The 18,232-nt window shown below is 48.2% G+C and carries 14 protein-coding genes; 6 read left to right on the top strand and 8 right to left on the bottom strand.

The genetic code is table 11. The annotated features are described in order from the left end of the window. Positions 1 to 333: 333 nt before the first annotated feature. A complete protein-coding gene (locus M3661_RS14160; protein WP_251486066.1) occupies positions 334 to 2,508 on the bottom strand; it encodes a heterodisulfide reductase-related iron-sulfur binding cluster in 2,175 nt (724 codons plus the stop codon). Between the two features lie 209 nt (positions 2,509 to 2,717). Between M3661_RS14160 and M3661_RS14155 the strand changes: the two genes are divergently transcribed. The 3 genes from M3661_RS14155 (at position 2,718) to M3661_RS14145 (ending at position 5,366) form a co-directional block, all read left to right on the top strand. Then, positions 2,718 to 3,302, top strand: coding sequence for a fatty acid metabolism transcriptional regulator FadR (locus M3661_RS14155; protein ID WP_028533635.1), 585 nt, complete (start codon positions 2,718 to 2,720; stop codon positions 3,300 to 3,302). A 269-nt stretch (positions 3,303 to 3,571) separates the two neighbouring features. Beyond that, positions 3,572 to 4,330, top strand: coding sequence for an electron transfer flavoprotein subunit beta/FixA family protein (locus M3661_RS14150; RefSeq protein ID WP_251486064.1), 759 nt, complete (start codon positions 3,572 to 3,574; stop codon positions 4,328 to 4,330). Between the two features lie 55 nt (positions 4,331 to 4,385). Next, positions 4,386 to 5,366, top strand: coding sequence for an electron transfer flavoprotein subunit alpha/FixB family protein (locus tag M3661_RS14145; RefSeq protein WP_065293670.1), 981 nt, complete (start codon positions 4,386 to 4,388; stop codon positions 5,364 to 5,366). 231 nt (positions 5,367 to 5,597) lie between these two features. Here M3661_RS14145 and M3661_RS14140 read toward each other — a convergent pair whose 3' ends face one another. Further along, on the bottom strand, positions 5,598 to 5,921 hold the full coding sequence (locus M3661_RS14140; protein ID WP_021256091.1) for a hypothetical protein: 324 nt from the start codon (positions 5,919 to 5,921) through the stop codon (positions 5,598 to 5,600). A gap of 277 nt (positions 5,922 to 6,198) precedes the next feature. On the opposite strand from M3661_RS14140, the gene M3661_RS14135 reads away from it, so the two are divergent. From M3661_RS14135 to M3661_RS14125, 3 genes are all read left to right on the top strand, one after another. Further along, entirely contained in the window at positions 6,199 to 7,281 is a 1,083-nt protein-coding gene (locus M3661_RS14135; protein ID WP_251486063.1) for a hypothetical protein, read from the top strand. A 301-nt stretch (positions 7,282 to 7,582) separates the two neighbouring features. Beyond that, a complete protein-coding gene (locus tag M3661_RS14130) occupies positions 7,583 to 8,563 on the top strand; it encodes a hypothetical protein (RefSeq protein ID WP_251486060.1) in 981 nt (326 codons plus the stop codon). 30 nt (positions 8,564 to 8,593) lie between these two features. Continuing rightward, on the top strand, positions 8,594 to 9,667 hold the full coding sequence (locus M3661_RS14125; RefSeq protein WP_251486044.1) for a hypothetical protein: 1,074 nt from the start codon (positions 8,594 to 8,596) through the stop codon (positions 9,665 to 9,667). Positions 9,668 to 9,854: 187 nt separating this feature from the next. Here M3661_RS14125 and M3661_RS14120 read toward each other — a convergent pair whose 3' ends face one another. From M3661_RS14120 to M3661_RS14095, 6 genes are all read right to left on the bottom strand, one after another. Then, positions 9,855 to 10,706 (bottom strand): SGNH/GDSL hydrolase family protein, encoded by an 852-nt coding sequence (locus M3661_RS14120; RefSeq protein ID WP_251486041.1) that lies wholly within the window; start codon positions 10,704 to 10,706, stop codon positions 9,855 to 9,857. A 76-nt stretch (positions 10,707 to 10,782) separates the two neighbouring features. Continuing rightward, the gene (locus tag M3661_RS14115; RefSeq protein WP_065291603.1) at positions 10,783 to 12,144 is read right to left on the bottom strand and encodes a nucleotide sugar dehydrogenase; all 1,362 of its coding nucleotides are present in this window, start codon (positions 12,142 to 12,144) and stop codon (positions 10,783 to 10,785) included. Between the two features lie 45 nt (positions 12,145 to 12,189). Further along, the gene (locus M3661_RS14110; RefSeq protein ID WP_083189195.1) at positions 12,190 to 12,996 is read right to left on the bottom strand and encodes a response regulator; all 807 of its coding nucleotides are present in this window, start codon (positions 12,994 to 12,996) and stop codon (positions 12,190 to 12,192) included. Positions 12,997 to 13,023: 27 nt separating this feature from the next. Beyond that, positions 13,024 to 14,412 carry a glycosyltransferase family 2 protein gene (locus tag M3661_RS14105; RefSeq protein ID WP_065291605.1) on the bottom strand — a complete coding sequence of 463 codons (1,389 nt, stop codon included), beginning with the start codon at positions 14,410 to 14,412 and terminating at the stop codon, positions 13,024 to 13,026. Positions 14,413 to 14,443: 31 nt separating this feature from the next. After that, on the bottom strand, positions 14,444 to 15,637 hold the full coding sequence (locus tag M3661_RS14100; protein ID WP_251486038.1) for a HEAT repeat domain-containing protein: 1,194 nt from the start codon (positions 15,635 to 15,637) through the stop codon (positions 14,444 to 14,446). 127 nt (positions 15,638 to 15,764) lie between these two features. Next, the gene (locus M3661_RS14095; RefSeq protein ID WP_065291562.1) at positions 15,765 to 17,984 is read right to left on the bottom strand and encodes a hypothetical protein; all 2,220 of its coding nucleotides are present in this window, start codon (positions 17,982 to 17,984) and stop codon (positions 15,765 to 15,767) included. Positions 17,985 to 18,232: the final 248 nt, after the last annotated feature.

Genomic DNA, 18,232 nt, shown 5'->3' with positions numbered 1-18,232 from the left:
TGACGATACTCTGAGATGTTCCCTGCTTCAGAAGTGCTGGGTGCACTTCGTAAGATGTTCCTGCTTCAGGACTTGTAAGTGTGTCTGTACTTCGTGAGGTGTGTATTGCTTGAAATGTGTACTTCTGAGATGTGCAATGCTCCGCTGCAGTTCAGATCGCTGCTTGATGTTAAGCTGCTCTTGAGGGTACATATCTGAACTTTGCTTGTTGTTGTGGTTGAAGATTCTATAGAAGATTGATATATGGAGTAGTTCATTGATGGTGAGAGAATGATGTTATTGACCATTGTTCAAAAAATACAATCATTTCTTGTGGTTATACTGAAGGCTGTCTTATGAAACCGATATCGGCTGCTTGTCATCCAATTTAACCGCCCCGAACACAGCTAGTTCCAAAATTTCAGCGATGTCGCGCGTCTGAACGGATTCCTCGGCTTCAAGCAGTTTCGTGCCGTCCTCCATCATTGTGAGGCAGTACGGGCATGCCGATGAAATTACGGTCGGCTTTGTGGCCAGTGCTTGCTCAGTGCGCGCCAGATTGACACGCTTGCCTGCAGTCTCTTCCATCCACATCATGCCGCCGCCAGCTCCGCAGCACATGCCATTCTCACGGCTTCGCTCTATTTCAAGCAGGGTTACGCCGCGTATCGCGCGCAGGATATTGCGCGGTTGTTCATAAACGCCATTATAGCGTCCAAGATAACAGGAGTCGTGGTACGTAATTCGTTCCTCCACCTCATACTGTGGAACAAGACTTCCCGCGCGAATCAGTTCATCAAGCAGCTCGCTGTGATGGAGTACTTCGGCTTCCAGCCCAAACTCGGGATACTCATTCATTAACGTGTTGTACGTATGGGGACAAGCCGTAACAATTTTGCGTACATTATATTTTTGGAAAGTGACGATGTTCTCCTCACATAGCTGCTGGAACAAAAATTCATTGCCCATCCGCCGCGGAGTATCGCCCGAATTCTTCTCTTCATTGCCGAGTATGGCAAAGTTCACGCCAGCTTCATTCATCAGGCGCACAAGCGCCCGCGTTACCTTCCGGCTGCGATTATCATAAGAGCCCATGGAGCCGACGAACAGCAGGATATCAAACTCCGGATTCTCCTTCACGGTTGGTACATGAAGCACACCTTCAGGATCAACTTCCTTCACCCATTTCACACGATCACTGCGGCTAATGCCCCACGGATTGCTCTGACGCTCAATGTTCTGCAGCGCCCGCTGCCCATCATGCGGCATGCTCCCTTGCGTCAGCACCAGATAACGGCGCATATCGACGATTTTGTCGACATGTTCATTGCCGACCGGACATTGATCCTCACAGTTGCGGCAGGTCGTGCATGCCCATATTTCAGCCTCGGACATCACATCGCCGATAAGCTCAAGTTGCTCTGGGGGGTGTTGTGCAATTTGCCAAGTGGCTGCCTGCGCCTGCATCGTCGAAGCAATATCGGTTATCCCCTGTCCGTGCCACTTTCCAAGCTCGGCCCCCTCTGGATTCATGCTGTGAGTACCCGTTGATTTGAATGCAAAGGCAGGAGTCCATGGTGAACGAGAGGTAATAGCCGCTCCTTTCTCTGTCAGGTGATCGCGCAGCTTGACGATCATATGCATGGGCGACAGCCATTTCCCTGTACTGGCAGCCGGACATACATTCGTACAGCGCCCGCATTCGACGCATGCGTACAGATCCACTAGCTGCTTCTGTGTAAAATCCTCCACTTTGCCCACACCGAACGATTCGGCTTCCTCATCTTCCAAGTCAAGCTTGCTCAACCGCCCGACAGGCTCTGTGCGCCGAAGCAGCAGGTTGACGGGAGCCGACAGTAGATGGAAATGCTTGCTCTGCGGCACATAGACAAGAAACGCAAGCAAAATCAACAAGTGCGCCCACCAGAATGCGATATAGAGCGCCTCAGCCACCCCGTGGGATATGCCGGTAAAAATACCTGCTATAAGGGAAGATATCGGCGCGTATCCCGATGCCCCTTCTCCTTCAGCTAACCGATGGAATCCCATCGTCAATAAGACAGACAACATCAAAGCGTAAATAAAGAAGACGACAATCGATGGCTTCCAGCCCCGCTTCAGCCTTCCTAGTTTCTCCCCGTATCTGCGATAGGCAGCATACCCCATGGCAATGAGTATCAACATCACGGTTGCTTCCTGCAGCAGCTCGAATGCCTCGTACCCGGGAATGGGCAGCGGTTTGCCCGACAATCCTTTATAAATAATATCCAGTGCGCCAACTTGTAAAATGATGAAACCATAGAAGATGACAATATGCATCAGGCCGCTTTTCTTATCCTTCAGCAGTTTCGTCTGCCCGAACACTTGGGCGGCAAATGCATGCAAATTGTGCTTCACCCGTCCGCTCCAATTTACCGGCTGTCCGAGTTTGACATACAAGAACCGGTGATAGACCGCTTTGGCAAACCAATAAACGCCGAGTCCCGTAACGGCCAAAAATAGGACAAGCTGCACAATCGCTCCCGGCATCGGAACCATCCCCTTTCTCAGTATTGCAAATGAATGAATTACCTACAGGAAGCGTTTTCATCCCCTTGTCACCATGTGCCTTTCTACTGCCTTAACCCAGATCTATATCCAATGATTGACAATGATCTCAGTTCTAATTTATGATAGCAGCAGAAACTGAATGAGCATTCATTCATTTGTATTCCATATTCTAGCACCGAGGTGATTCCATGACAAGTCAGAAAAAAGAAAAATATTCCCAAATTCTCGAAGCAGCGGTCAAAGTCTTTGCAGAACACGGGTTTCACCGCTCGCAAGTTTCCAAAATTGCAAAAACTGCCGGAGTTGCTGACGGCACGATCTATCTATACTTCAAACGAAAGGAGGATATCCTGATTTCCTTATTTCAGGAGAAGCTTGGAGAGCTTATCGCTAAGTTTCATGCAAGCCTTGAAGAAACAACTGGGGCCAAAGAGGCATTGCGTAATGTATGCAAAATCCATTTTGCCGAGTTTGAGAGCAATCCGGACTTGGCGTTCGTCACGCAAATCGAGCTGAGACAAAGCTCCCTTGAGCTTCGCAAGGAAATCGGAAAAATTATAAAACCCTATATTGTACTGATTGAACGTATCTTATTGCAGGGCATTGAAGAAAAGGTATTCCGTGACGATATTGACGTCAAGCTTACCCGTCTACTCATATTCGGTTCTATGGATGAAGTCGTGACGTCATGGCTTATTTCCGGGCAGAAGTATTCTCTGGTCGGGCAGCTGGATGGCACGATCACTTTTTTCCTAAAGGGACTAGAGCCTTAGCTCTCCCCTTCTAATTTCCCGATTACACCCTGTTCTTAAGGTCAGGTTCTTATTTATTCTTGTTCTACCAAGACCCATCTTGGATATATGATCCATGTCTCATCTTGGATTCACTATCACGTTATCGCCATATAGGAAATGGATACCGACGTTGTAATCCCCCTTCTCAGAGCTGTACTCCTACCCAATCTCCTGCATGGCAGTCCACTTGTTCTGCAAGTCCGCTTTAGATATTTTGAAACTAAATAAAGCGAAAGGGGCAATGAACGATGAATATCATCGTATTAGTCAAGCAGACATTCGATACGGAGGAAAAGATCATCACCGAAGGAGGCAAAATTGCAGAAGACGGAGTCAAATTCGTCCTTAATCCTTATGATGAGTATGCAGTTGAGCAAGCGATTCGCATTCGCGACGACCAAGGCGGCAAGGTTATCGTCGTCTCCGCAGGACCCGAGCGTACATCTGAGGCGCTGCGAACAGCACTTGCCATGGGCGCTGACGAAGCCGTGCTGCTCAACGATGAGCGAATCGGTAGCGATGAGCATGCCGTTGCGCATGCCTTGCACGCATTTGTCGGAACAGAATCTTACGATCTTATTCTTGGCGGCAACTTCTCGGTCGACAACGGTTCCGGCCAAGTGGCCGTTAGACTTGCGAAGCTGCTTGGCATTCCGCATGTATCGTCGATTACGAAGCTTGAAATCGCGGATGCCCGTGCCGTCTGCTCCCGGGATGCCGAAGGAGACACAGAAGTAGTAGAGGTACCTCTTCCAGCCCTATTCACCGCCCAGCAAGGTTTGAATGATCCGCGCTATCCTTCGCTGCAAGGCATTATGAAGGCGAAGAAGAAGCCTTTCCGTGAGCTTACGCTCGACGACTTCGGTGTATCAGTTGAAGCACGTACAGCTCAAGCGGAGCTATTCCTGCCTCCGCAGCGCCAAGCCGGCAAGCTGCTCGCCGGGGAACCAGCCGCTCAAGTCCAAGAGTTGTTCCGACTGCTGCGGACGGAAGCTAAGGTCGTATAGTTCTCATCGAATGCAACGAATCCGGTAAGTTCATATTCCAAGGAGGCGTATTGATATGTCCAGAACGATTCTTGTCGTAGCCGAAGCGAAGGGTGGAAGTCTTCGCCAAGTGTCCTATGAAGCGATTGGGGCAGCCCGCACAGCCGCAGGCAATGGAGGCACTGTAGCCGCTGTGATCATCGGTGCGGATGCAACCCGCTATTCCAGCGACTTGGCGGCCTACGGCGTCGATCATATTTATACTGTGGAGCATACTGCACTCATTCATTATCATCCGGAGGCTTATTTTGCCGCGCTGCAAGCCGTTGTGCAAGCAGCCAACCCGGATGGCGTATTTTTCGGCCATACCGCTTGGGGCAAAGACTTGGCACCGCAGTTGGCTGCTTCCCTGCATAGCGGCCAAATTTCCGATATCATCGCAATTGAAGTGGACAGCAGCGGCGAGGTATTATTCACGCGCCCGATCTATGCAGGCAAGGCCATGGAGAAGAAGAAGTTCCTTGCTGCACCATGGATCGTAACCATACGCCCGAACAACATTCAGCCTCCGGCAGCAGAAGCTGGCCGAACAGTGCCTGTAACGGCTATTGCTTACCCTGAACCGCCGCTATCCGCTGTTATTCGCGAGGTCGTGCAAAATACGGTTGGCAAAATGGATTTGAGTGAAGCGAAAATCATTATATCTGGAGGACGAGGCGTCCGCAGCGCCGAGGGATTCAAACCGCTTGAGGAGCTCGCCTCTCTACTTGGCGGTGCTGTTGGCGCTTCCCGCGGTGCCTGCGATGCGGGTTATTGCGACTACGCCCTGCAAATCGGACAGACGGGCAAGGTCGTCACGCCGGAGCTGTATATCGCCTGCGGCATTAGCGGCGCCATTCAGCATCTGGCGGGAATGAGCCAATCGCGCGTCATTATCGCGATCAACAAAGATCCGGAAGCGCCAATCTTCCAGATTGCCGATTACGGCATCGTGGGCGACCTGTTCGAAATCGTGCCGCTCCTGACTGAGCAATTCAAACAGGCGCTGCAAGCATAGCATAAAAACGGTAAGGCAGGGCATTCCGGTTGCTTAAGACGATCGGGGTGCTCTTTTTTTTGCAAAATGCCCAATTCACCCCCGGGCTCCCAGTTTCGTAGGATTGTTCAGTTATTTCAACATTAACTGCCTATAGGAACCGTCTACAAACGTCCATCACTGTATGCGAAGACGCAGCCAAATACAAAGAAGCCCCCATACCTCTCGGCATGTAGGGCTTCTACTGAACAATTATTTGCGATTTGGATCTCCGAAAAACATTTCATGCGCTAATGCAGTCTGAATACGTGATTCATCCTCATTCAGCTTGCGTATTAACTCCATCTCCACCTCGGTTACTTCATCCCCTTGGAAATTGATTTCCGCGATCGAAGCAACAATCTTCACGATAGCTACGGCCACATTATCTGGTGTATAGGCAATCACCTTCTGCCCTGTCGGGAACACTCGGAAGCCTTGCTTCGTCATTTTGCCCCGTCCATATTCCAGCAGCTCATACAGCTCCTGCTCCGTCTTAAATTTGCATACCGAATTAAACTCAGTCTGAAATCCCATCTTATCCGCTCCTTTGCCTGTAAAAAAGTGTACCTATATTGAATCATGGCGAGGTGGAGACTGGCAACCCGCCTTCTGACTCTCAACATGATAGGCAATCATGTTCTCGGAAGAGATGATGTCACAAATAAGCGGATTGATTGATATTGTTATATTTATACACCTTCATTTCTGATTTTTTTCTTAAATTATATTCAGAATCTATTAAGTTGAATCTTAATTATCCAATGTTAGCATGGAAATATATCTCATATATTCATAAATAGGAGGAAATGAAATGAATATCAAAAAAGCAATTCTAGCATCCCTGATCGTATCTAGTATGCTGGTCACCGTAGTCGGCCCGGTTCCTGTCGAAGCCGCGGCTGCACAAGAGCAGAAGCAGCCGGAGAAGATGAAGGTTCAGATTGACAAGAAGATGGCCGACAAGCTGAAAAAAGCAATGAAGGAATTGGCCGAAAAAGAAATCAAGCTGCAGGATGCTGGCGAGACTTACAAGGGTCTGGTTGGAAGTGCAACCGTTCGATCTGTGGATGGGAAATACTCGATTAGCTTCAATCCGAAAACAGGGGTTATAGGGAATGGATTTTCAAAAATCTCGATCGATGAAGTCAGTAAAGAAGATCGGAATAAAGTCCTTAAAAGATTAAAAGAGTTGTATCCAAACAAAACCTATGTGCTGAGTAATGAAGTGGAAATGAGTCGACGATATGACGACAAACAGGGTAAATTTGTAGATACGAACTATTTTTTCACAGAGGAAGACTTCTATATCTCGCTCTATAAACCAGGTGCCGGGTCTGATGCAAAAGATCAACTCAATGGGTTCTCGATTAAAGTTGATGCCAAAGAACTTGATCCAAAATGGACAAAAGCAGCAGCAGAATTAGTGAAAACAGCGTTCAATCACGAATTGAAAGAAGTGACGGAGGCAACACTCAGACATGGTAATTTTGACTATGAAAAAGTGCTTGCCATACCGATGTGGATATTGCAAGGTGACGGTGTTTACGTTGAAATAGACACAAAGTCGGGAAAGGCAATAGAAGTCATTCACAAATCGCGTCTAAAGGAAAAGGTAACGACCGACAAGGAGATTACGGCAAAAGTTGCAAAAGAAGTGATTGCTCCACTAGCCCAAAAGGTGCTGGGTGTCGATATTAGCGGATGTGAAGTGGAATGGGATAACAGACTGAAAGAGTACCGCTTCCACAATGACTATACGGACAAAAAGGACGGAAAGGTAGTCACAACGAAGCTGAGAGCTGCATTGGATGCTGACAAAAACGTAGTGTATCTGGTGGGTGGAACAAACGCGATACACGGTTCGATGGAGACGATGGAGACGATGGAGAAGTAGACGTTCCAACCTTTTTACCTTACACCGTAACGAGACGGTACGAGCCTGTGGATGCACATCCACAGGCTCGTTCGTTTACGGTATTACAAGAGTCGCCTGCAATTCGCGCTGCATCTGGTCAAGCGCATCACGAATCGTAGTTTTTTCATCAAGCATATCAGTCATATAGGTTTGAGAAAACTGACAAAATAATAGAGATGATGTCACAAATGAGTGGATTGATATTGTTATATACTGTATGCGATAGTAGGAGATACAACAGTGGTACACAATGAGAATATGAAACATAGGAGGATTTTGTATGAATTTGAAGAAAGTCATTCTAGCATCCCTGATCGTTTCTAGTATGTTGGCCACATTGGCCGGCCCAATTCCTGCCGGAGCGGAGGCAGCGCAAGAGAATCAGCAAGAGCAGCAATCCGATAATAAGAAGGTTCCCATCGATAAGAAGTTGGCCCCCAAGCTGCAAAAAGCGGTAAATCAATATGCGGGAAAAGAGATTAAGCTTAAGGATACCGGTGAACATATCAAAGAGAGTTTGGTCACGGTTCAATCTGCAGATGGAAATTATGGTGTTGGCTTTGATCCCAAAAGCGGAAAAATATGGTTTGTTTCCAACAAGACGACAATCGACAAAGTCGACAAAAAATTTCAAGACGAAGCTTTAAAAGAGTTAAAGAACGCCTATTCAAAGAAGAAATACGTATTTAACAAGGAAGTTACACAGTCACGATCCTACGATAATAGCAAGGGCAAATTTGGAGATTATATGTTTTATGAGTTTTCCGGGAAGGATTTTAAAGTTTCAGTAAATGCTAATATTTCAGAAGGTTATGCCTTGTCCGTTGTGACAATTGATATTGACAAAAAAGAACTTGATCCGAAATTGCTGAAGTCGGCAACGGAAGCGATCAAAACGGCGTTCGATCATCAATTCGACGTGACGAAGGCGCAAATTGAGCATTATACGTGGGTGCTTGAGGACGACAAAGTGACGGTTTACATGGAGAAAGGGAAAGCAATCAGCCTGATCAATAAACAAGGCAATCAGGTCACGACGAACAAAGAGATGACCGAAAAAGAAGCCAAAGAAGCGGTCGCTCCGCTTGCGAAGAAATTATTCAATATCGACATTACGGGATATGAAGTGAAATGGGATAGTTTATTTAAAGATTACCGCTTCATTGAAAAAAATGATGTTACGGCGGTAAGAGCGGCATTGGATGCCGAGAAAAACGTCGTATATATAAAGTCCGGGAGCAGAGCGGCCGCAGGGAATTAAAAACACAAACAGATGCATAGGAGGATGATCATGTTTATGAAAAAAGCTATCATCGCAACATTGGTCGTATCCGGCATGCTAGCCTCATTGGGAGGACCGATTCCTGTCGAAGCTGCGGCTGCACAAGAGCAGAAGCAACCGGAGAAGGTGAAGGTTCAGATTGACAAGAAGATGGCCGACAAGCTGAAAAAAGCAATGAAGGAATTGGCGGGCAAAGAGGCCAAGATGCAGGATGTCGGCGAGAGCTACTCCGGTTCGGTTGGGAGTGCAACAGTCCGATCTGTGGATGACAAATATTCAATTGACTTTAATCCGAAAACAGGTGGAATATGGTGGGGTTTTGCAAAAATCTCAATCGATGAAGTCAGTAAAGAGGATCAGAATAAAGTCCTTCAAAGATTAAAAGAGCTGTATCCAAACAAGACCTATATGCTGACTAATGAAGTGGAAATGCGTCGACGATATGACGACAAACAGGGTAAATTTGTAGATACGAACTATTTTTTCACAGAGGAAGACTTCTATATCTCGCTCTATAAACCAGGTGCCGGGTCTGATGCAAAAGATCAACTCAATGGGTTCTCGATTAAAGTTGATGCCAAAGAACTTGATCCAAAATGGACAAAAGCAGCAGCAGAAATCGTGAAAACAGCGTTCAATCATGAATTGAAAGAAGTGACTGAGGCAACACTCAGACATGGTAATTTTGACTATGAAAAGGTGCTGGCCATACCGATGTGGGTATTGCAAGGAGACGGTGTTTACATTCAAGTTGATACAAAGTCGGGAAAGGCGATAGAAGTCATTCACAAATCGCGTCTAAAGGAAAAGGTAACGACCGACAAGGAGATTACGGCAAAAGATGCAAAAGAAGTGATTGCTCCACTGGCCCAAAAGGTGCTGGGTGTCGATATTAGCGGATGTGAAGTGGAGTGGGATAACAGACTGAAAGAGTACCGCTTCCACAATGACTATATGGATAAAAAGGACAGAAAGGTAGTCGCAACGAAGCTGAGAGCTGCATTGGATGCTGACAAAAACGCAGTGTATCTGGTGGGTGGAACAAGCGCGATACACGGTTCGAGGGAGACGATAGTGAAGTAGACGTTACAACTTTTCCACCTTACGCAGCAACGAGCCTGTGGATGCACATCCACAGGCTCGTTACGTTTTCGATAAGTATGAAGGTTCTATCCCCCCCTCATGGAGCTTCTCGCAAGAGAAGGGGTTGATTGCGCCGGAGGATATCTTCCCGAAGGCCGACGTTTGTTGAACCGCGAAGCAGCTCTCTTTACTTCGCTCGGTCATACCACACGCGCAAGTGATGAACCGCTGCTCCTGCGAAGGAGGAATGGCTTGCACCGAGCTCCTTCACATCACGCAGTTGCTCCTCGAAATAATCAAGCGGCTTGCCGTGGAAGGACAAGTAGCCTCCTTCATTGGTCTTGCCCAGTTCAAGACCAATGACAATCGGCTTGCCAAGCTTGTCCGCCTGCGAGAGCAGCCTCTTGGACGATTCATAGATCGAATCCGAGTTGTCCCGATATGCCATAATCGTCAAGGAGTCGAATTGCTCCAGCATCCAGCTGCTTACCTTGCCGTTCCCAGCCGGCATATCCAGGCGCGGCATCCAGAAGGGAACATCCGCAGCCATGTACAGACCTGCCTCCCGCCCTGCCTCCAGCCAGATCTTCATGTTGTCAACCCAGCTGTAGACGAGGCTTGCTTCATCCTGCTTCCATTCCGGCAATAAATAAGGCTCTACATCCAGATGAACACCAGCAAATCGCTCGCCTTCTGCGGCCTGCTGATTATAATCACTCACCCACCGAATGAATGACTTACCTTCCTCCTCATGCCGTTCCTTCGCCCATTCCGGCGCACCGTTCAAAGCATGAACGTCAATCCCGGCTTCGTGCGCCTTCCGAATAAATTCACGGTAGGTAGTCTGCTCTACTCTGTCACTTATCTGCAAATAGACGAGATTCACTCCATTCGTCCGGCAGAACGAGACGATATCCTCCCCCGAATCGCGAATCCATTCCGTATCCCACAACCATGTTGCCTTTGTCCGATCCGCATCCGCAGATCGAAGCGAGAATAGGACTGCGACACAGCAGCACAGTAACAGCGTAACTAACACCCCCCGTGAACTTCGAGCGAATCGCCGAAGTCTCCCTATCCTACTATTCCGAGGACGCATGGGATTCGTACCCGATTTAGACAAGAACCGCCTCTTCTACTTCTCGGACGCTTTCTTGTTCGGTATAACCGAGCTTGTGAATGTTCGGGCGATGAATGCCCTTGAATGCATTGCGCGTATCCAATATCGGGATATTCAAATCCGCGAGCTGTTCGTAATCGAACGATTGATGGTTCGTAATCAGCACCATGCAGTCATATGTCTGGAACGCCGGCAAATCATAATCGATCGTATGCACCGTCTTGCCAGCCTTGTTCTTGAAGTGTGTCGCATGCGGATCATAATAATCGATCTGAGCACCGCTCGCCTTAAACAGCTCATAGATTTCAAGACCCGGGGATTCTCGCAAATCGTCGATGTTCGGCTTGTAGGCCATACCCAGAATCAATATTTTCGAGTTTTTAATCGACTTAGAGCTCTGATTCAAAATTCGTGATGTCTTCTCCATGACATGGTATGGCATATTGGCATTGGTAGCTTGTGCGATATCGATAAACTTGCTATAGAAACGATACCCCTTCGCTTTCCAAGACAGGTACATGGGGTCAAGCGGAATGCAGTGGCCGCCAATACCTGGTCCCGGATAGAAAGGCATGAATCCGAACGGCTTCGTCGCTGCAGCATCGATGACCTCCCAGATGTCGATGCACATCCGGTCGCACATCATCGCCATCTCATTAATGAAGGCGATGTTGACACTGCGGAACGTATTTTCCAACAGCTTCGACATTTCTGCTACCTTCGTCGAAGTGACGGGAACGACGCTCTCTACGATATTGTCGTACAGTGCTGCTCCCAGCTTGAGGCAGGTTGGTGTCGTCCCGCCAATGACCTTCGGTGTGTTGAATGTATTGAACTTCGGATTGGACGGATCCACGCGCTCCGGTGAGAAGCAGAGGAAGAAGTCCTCTCCTGCTCGGTAACCCAAGGAGGCTTCAATTTCATGTTGAATCAGCTCTTCTGTCGTGCCTGGATACGTTGTACTCTCGAGCGTAATCAACAGGCCTTTCCGCATATATTTCTTAATTTGTTCCACAACACGCGTAATGTAGGATGTATCTGGATCTTGATTCTCGCTAAGTGGAGTCGGCACGCAAATGCTGACCGCATTAAGCAATTGAATATGACTGAAGTCAGTCGTCACGAACAACCGGCCTGTGTTCATGCACTGCGTCAACGTCTCATCGCTGATATCCTTAATATAGGAATGTCCGTTATGGATACTCTCGATCTTGCGTGAATCAACATCAATTCCGACGACCTGAAAGCCCTGCTTGCACATCTCAATGGCAAGCGGCAGACCGACATAGCCTAACCCGATGACTCCGATTACAGAAGTTTTGTGTTCGATTGCATGTTCTAAATTGGCAGCATACATGTTCACAGTTGTTCACCCTTCCATCCACTAGTTAATTGTGTATAGTTATGACAAACAGCGGCTAAGCCGTTCATCAAGTTCTACCGGCGAGAATGGCTTCGTAATATAGTCGCTAACGCCCTGCTCGAAGCAGTAATCTATCGTCTTTCCTACCCGTTGCTCGGACAGAATCACGATCTTCGGCTGCTTCTCCAAATTCATCTTCTGAATTTGCGAAATGAATGGCAGACCATTAATCCCATATAAATTCAGCTCCGTTAAGATTAAATCGAATTGACCTGCATAAATAACATCGAGCGCTGTCAAGGCATCTTCCGCTTCGTGCACCTCATACCCCTGTGAAGTTAGCCAAATGTTCAGGAACTCTCTTACGCTAGCATCGTGATCCACGACTAGGATGCGCTTCGCTCCTTCGAGCTGAAGGTGATCATGGAGAACCCGAATATGGGAGGAATCTGCAGCCGGCCAGTCGTTCCAACGACCGAGAATAATATCCTCAGCCTCCTGCGAATCTGCCACTGCGGCAACCGCACATACGATTGGCGTCCCTGCCAACCGCTCTTCTACCACGCTCTTCAGCATGAGTGCGTAATAGTGCGTCTGATCCAGAGTAACGCGCGGCAGCATAACGGCAATTACATTCTGATCTGTGGCATTCATCAGCTCAAATGGAATTTGCTCACTATCCAGCGTTGACCTGAGCTCAGCCTCCCACGTACGTCCAAGCGGCTTCGCATGGATAAAGATAATGCCTACGCTATGTCCGGGATAACTCATCACCAGATGATTCACCGTTTGCTTGAAAGTCGGTACAAATTCGAACTCTGCATTTCGTTCCATTACTTGAAGCATGTGCAGTCTCCACCTTCCCTGCGCCGTTTAGGCGGTTTTCGTTTGTTCTCCTTCTTCACTCCAACTCTGACGCGTCATGGCTCCCCATGAATTGTTGTTCTGGAAAAATTGAATATGCCCTTGAATGCGCCATAGGCTGCCAAGCTGCCGATATCCGAAGAACATCAGCACACTGAACGCAAGCATTCGCACGAGATCGCTAATGCGCGGATAGCGCTTGAACGCAATCTCCTCCAGCAAAAGCGAGCCTACAGCTAGCAATAAACCCGATAAGAAGTTAATGAGCATAAATACCAGCACAACTTCCCAATGTGTCATATCATACAGCGCATAACCGATTAAAGACATCAATCCCGTTACTTTGAAATAAGGATTGAGCGCTTCGAAAATAATCGTATACGGCATTGATAACAGACCGAATACCTTGTACTTCGGACGGAACGTCATATCGTAGTTCTCGATCATATTCTTCAAGTTCCCTCGCCCCCAGCGCTTGCGCTGGTTGGACAGAATATGATACGTATCCGGTGCCTGCGTCCAACATACAGCTTCCGGACAGAAGGCAATTTTGTAAGGCAGTTTATTCTCCAGCATATAGCGATGAAGTTTGATAATGATGTTCATGTCCTCACCTGGATAGCCTTCACGGTATCCGCCGACCTTGATGACATAGTCCTTGCGGAATAGCCCGAATGCACCCGACACGATAATTAGTCCATTGATCGCACTCCAGCCGATTCGACCGCCGAGGAACGCCTTTAAGTACTCCAGCGTTTGGAACATCGGCCACCATTTCTTCGGCAAGCGCACTTCCTTCACCGTTCCATTCTCAATCGAACAGCCGTTAGCGATGCGAACATTGCCACCGATTGCCACATATCGCTCTGGATCGGACATATACATGGTTGTCATTTGAATTAAGGAATCCTTCTCCAGCAGCGAATCCGCGTCAATGGACGAGATAAGCGGGTAATGCGAGAAATTGATGCCTGCATTTAAGGAATCCGCCTTCCCTCCATTCGCTTTATCAATGACATAGAGAAATGGATACTCTGGATTATGATAGACAGCATTGATCTTGGTACAATTCACGGCATACCGAATGGACAAGTTATCCATTCGATATAGGGCGAATTCCTCGATCAGCACGTTCAAGGTCTCATCCTTGGAGCCGTCATTGATGACGATAACCTCGTAGGTTGGATAATTCAGTGTCATTAATGACTTTACATTTTCGATAATCGTCAGCTCTTCATTGTAGGATGGTACCAACAGCGAGACCGGCGGGACATGCTCTGATCCCGCTATTGTCCCGCTTAATGCGTAACGTTTTCGGCGTACGATCGAGAAAATGCTTTTGAACGAGAAGAGCATGATGCCGAAATAAATACTATTGACGACGATCACATAGTACATGGCGAATAAGCCGTACATGAGAAGCAGGTCTCTAAGCAGAATAATCGCCTCCTATGCTTCGAAATATCGGTGCTGTCGCAGCCTTGCCGAAATACTGCTCATATAAGAGCCGCTTCGTTGCTTGGCTGGACACGTGTTTCCTTCGATTCGTATTGTAATGCTCGCGCAGAAGCTCCTCTTGAATACGATCTTTGGCCATATCCGACTTGTAAGGATCATCTCTCTCAAGTGCTGCTTCACACAGCGCGCGGAAGCCCTCATCCCCCATCGTAGCCAAGCTCTTCGAGCTGTAATACCGAACCCACCAGTTAGAATCCGTCAATGCTTCCTTCAAGATGACAATGCTGGCAGTATGATTGTACGTGCTGAGCGACTCTGCAACAGCCGCCCGCACTTCCCATTCAGGATCCTTGAACCAACTGCACAATGTCTCCTTCGTCAGCACATTGCCCGTGCGCACCAGCAGCTTAATTGCTAAGGAGCGTATATCCTTGTCCTTGTTGTCAGCAAGCTTGAACAATGCAGGCGTAAGTTCTGCGCCAGCATGCCCGCGCAGCGCCAACAAGGCTGTCTTCACCAAGCGATTATTGCTATCCGCTAAGCATCCAACAAGAAGCGGGGTCACGTCTAACGTTGATTCTTCCAATATCTCTGCGGCAAACAGCTCATTGTGCTGCTCACGACTCGCCAGCTCATCCAGCATTACCCCCAGAGATGCCGTATCGTCCGCGCATTTCGCAACAGCTCGGGCAATAACTCGAATCAGCTCTGCCGACTTCTCCTGCTTAAGCAGTTCCAGCAGCTGCGGAACCGCCCTGGACGATCTCATTCCTCCCAAGCGGAAAGCCGCTTGCATCTGCTTCGCGTAGAACATGCTGTTCAGATCCTTCATATCCAATTGAACGAGCCCCATATCTTCGCACAGCTTCGTTAGCTTGTCACGCTGAGTCCCACGGAATTTCTCGATCCATTCGATCAGCTTGTCTTGGATAACCCTAGCCTCCAATGGTGCAACTGCCCCCTTCTGCGGCTGGAAGGAACCCTCGTCACCGATATGACGCTGCAAATAGATAAAGTAAGGTTTATATTTCTTCATGATCGCGTCCCGTTGCTGCATCAGCCGTATATTTCGGGCTTTCATGATGAGCAGTATCAATACGCCGAAGCCAATCAGGCCCAGACAGACGTAGATGAAAGACACAGCAAGGTCTAACTTTGTATACATGTAACGTGTGCCTCCTTTGTTCCATGAGAAGTGGCAGTTCTTCAAGCCCCTATCAATGTTGCTTTCAGCAAGGAACTTGCCGAACCGCTTTCGGAAGTCGCATGCCACCTATGGGTGGCCGCATGTGTCATGGAAGACGATGGAACACTTCCTTCATGTCGTAATAGCTTTGCTTCAAGCGTTCTGTATAGCCAACCTTATCCCACTGTTTCCATGTGTATACTTGGATATTGTGTAAAGAATAGTTCTTCCATGCACGAGTTTGTGCACCTGTCGATGAATTCCCTCCTCGTTCCACAACCCAAGGCAAGAATCGTATCCCTTCTGTTGCAATCGTCGGCAGATCTCGCTTTCGTTCCACGTCGCCATATGAAATGACTTGCTTCGTACTTGGGTCTGCGAAACCGAGCAGCATCCACGGAATTCGAATTTCGACGATGTCGCCCTTCGCCTCCCAAGCTGCAAGCGAGTTGTATGACTTGCTGTTCGGGTCGCTCGTCCCTCGATGCAGCTTGCCTACAACAATATCTTGAAATGGATGCGCCGATCTTGTATCCGGGGGTTCCATCTTCAGACTAACTGCCAGCTTCCATGGATTGAACAATCCTGAATTATCCTTCATTTCCTGCGGCTTCGGTTCAACCATCCAATAACCGGATGGGCCATACAGCCTGTTGTTGAAGTCATAATTCGAAGCGATGCGAACCTCACTGTCCTTGCCGATGACCGTAAGTGTCTCCAGCCCTTCGTCCAGCTTAATACCCGGAAGCTCCTTCATGGTGCGATTGCCGCCTGTTTGCGTATTCGCCCCGATGTATAGCGTCTGCTTGTCAGGATCGAACGGCTTATCCAGCTTAAGCATTGTATAGACATAGCCCTCGTCATGGGTGATCCACATCTCACGAACCCCCGGCAAATCTGACTTCAGCAGCATTTTCTCTTCGTCTGGAATAGCATCCCAATCCTTGGAATCCCCATCGATAACAATGGCATCCGCCTTGCTCGGGTACATGCCCAGTAGCCCAAACATTTTCTCGTTCGTTAACACATTGAGCCAATACGGCCTGCGGTCAGCAGGAACTTCAATCTTCATCGTATTCCACGTCTTTTTGAACCACTCATCCTGCCACATGAACAGAATTGCTCCTGCATAATGCTCATCGTAAATGTCCTGTGTGAGCGATGCATCGATACGCCCTTGCTCACGCTCATTATGACCGCCTTGATTGCGTCCCCCCATACCCAGATGAGAGATGCCAATCGAAGATGGCACGCCATATTCCGTGATCATGACCGGCATATCCTTGAACTCCGCCTTCAGCTTGCGCAGATACGCCTTGTACGTATTGAACTGCCCTTGCTTGTCGCGAATCGTCTGCAGCGAAGCATCCAAGTGGAAGAAGTCCGGGTAGTACGGATAGACGTGATAAGCAGCGAAATATCCCGCGCTCCAAGCCTTCGGCTGAATATTCCTTGCGTCGACGCTCACCATATCTTCTTGGAATAGTGGCTCTCCCGGGTGCTTCAGCACATCTGTGGTTACCCAGTTCGTGAACGTCATCGGGTGATGCCATCCATATTCGTTCTCCACCGCGGCAGCGTGATCAAGCATTTCGGCGAGCCAGTTCTCAAATGGGCTTGCTTGCCCAGTCGCGTTGAAAAAGGAACCTGTGTAAGCCGATACCTTGCTATGCTTCTTGTTTGTCTTATCAACCATCACCGGATCCCATTCCGTACCGATATGCCATGCCATCAAGTAATCACTGGCGTTCGTCCTATACTTCCCTCTCGCTGTACCGGATTGATCTGGCAGCGTAATATCGCCGTATACCGCTCGTACAACCTTCTCAATTTCGTGCTTGAACTTCTCTTTGATCTCGGGCAAATAAGCATCTTGCGACTCGATCAGCTCTTCCTCAGGCGACCATATGCCTTGAATAAAATAGAGCGGCCGCTCCGCTTTATCGCGGTTAAACTTCACAAGCGCTTCGTAAAACACCGGATTGTGCACGGTGTACACCCGGATCACATTCGCGCCCATATCATGTATCTGCTGGAACCAACGCAGATAATCTTCTTCTTGTATCGGGAACTCCCCTGGGAAGTATCCAGGCAGTGTAGCGCCCAGATTGACTCCTTTAACAAAGATTGGCTCGAAGCCATCTTCTTTGTACTCTAGGATGCGGTCGCCCTCCGTCTTGAACTTCAGCTTGATGCCATCCTCACCAGCGTAGGCGACAGGCTTGGAAGACAGCAATTCCGGCATCCAATACAATCCGCCTGCAAGTATAATTACGACCGGCATCAGTATGCCTATAACGAGATTTCGCTTTTTCCTACGGTTCATAGATATGTGACCTGTTCATCCTTTCTGTGAGTGTTGTCCGCAACCTCTTTTACTATCTAACCAAGTTTTTTTCTGGAATAACATGGTTAGATAGTCGCGTTTTGAAAACTAGGACCCTCATTTTCTGCTGGTTATTACAGCGCTGAAGCAAAGAAAAAGCCTGCTGCAAAGCGATTTGATCGCTCCTTTTCAGATTACGCGAACGATTCGGTTGGAGAAATTGTAAATCGATATCATTTGTCATCATT

Origin of the sequence: Paenibacillus sp. MER 180 (genome assembly GCF_023713665.1) — a bacterium.
GTDB lineage: Bacteria > Bacillota > Bacilli > Paenibacillales > Paenibacillaceae > Paenibacillus_B > Paenibacillus_B suaedae.
Note: the sequence above shows the minus strand (reverse complement) of the source record. Positions and strands in the feature narration are given on the sequence as shown.

Excerpts from the sequence above, each read along its gene's own strand:
- M3661_RS14095 (WP_065291562.1), bottom strand. The coding sequence starts at position 17,984 with ATGAACCGTAGGAAAAAGCGAAATCTCGTTATAGGCATACTGATGCCG.
- M3661_RS14150 (WP_251486064.1), top strand. The coding sequence starts at position 3,572 with ATGAATATCATCGTATTAGTCAAGCAGACATTCGATACGGAGGAAAAG.
- M3661_RS14100 (WP_251486038.1), bottom strand. The coding sequence starts at position 15,637 with ATGTATACAAAGTTAGACCTTGCTGTGTCTTTCATCTACGTCTGTCTG.
- M3661_RS14110 (WP_083189195.1), bottom strand. The coding sequence starts at position 12,996 with ATGCTTCAAGTAATGGAACGAAATGCAGAGTTCGAATTTGTACCGACT.
- M3661_RS14130 (WP_251486060.1), top strand. The coding sequence starts at position 7,583 with ATGAATTTGAAGAAAGTCATTCTAGCATCCCTGATCGTTTCTAGTATG.
- M3661_RS14145 (WP_065293670.1), top strand. The coding sequence starts at position 4,386 with ATGTCCAGAACGATTCTTGTCGTAGCCGAAGCGAAGGGTGGAAGTCTT.
- M3661_RS14115 (WP_065291603.1), bottom strand. The coding sequence starts at position 12,144 with ATGTATGCTGCCAATTTAGAACATGCAATCGAACACAAAACTTCTGTA.
- M3661_RS14140 (WP_021256091.1), bottom strand. The coding sequence starts at position 5,921 with ATGGGATTTCAGACTGAGTTTAATTCGGTATGCAAATTTAAGACGGAG.
- M3661_RS14135 (WP_251486063.1), top strand. The coding sequence starts at position 6,199 with ATGAATATCAAAAAAGCAATTCTAGCATCCCTGATCGTATCTAGTATG.
- M3661_RS14105 (WP_065291605.1), bottom strand. The coding sequence starts at position 14,412 with ATGTACTATGTGATCGTCGTCAATAGTATTTATTTCGGCATCATGCTC.
- M3661_RS14160 (WP_251486066.1), bottom strand. The coding sequence starts at position 2,508 with ATGCCGGGAGCGATTGTGCAGCTTGTCCTATTTTTGGCCGTTACGGGA.
- M3661_RS14155 (WP_028533635.1), top strand. The coding sequence starts at position 2,718 with ATGACAAGTCAGAAAAAAGAAAAATATTCCCAAATTCTCGAAGCAGCG.
- M3661_RS14125 (WP_251486044.1), top strand. The coding sequence starts at position 8,594 with ATGTTTATGAAAAAAGCTATCATCGCAACATTGGTCGTATCCGGCATG.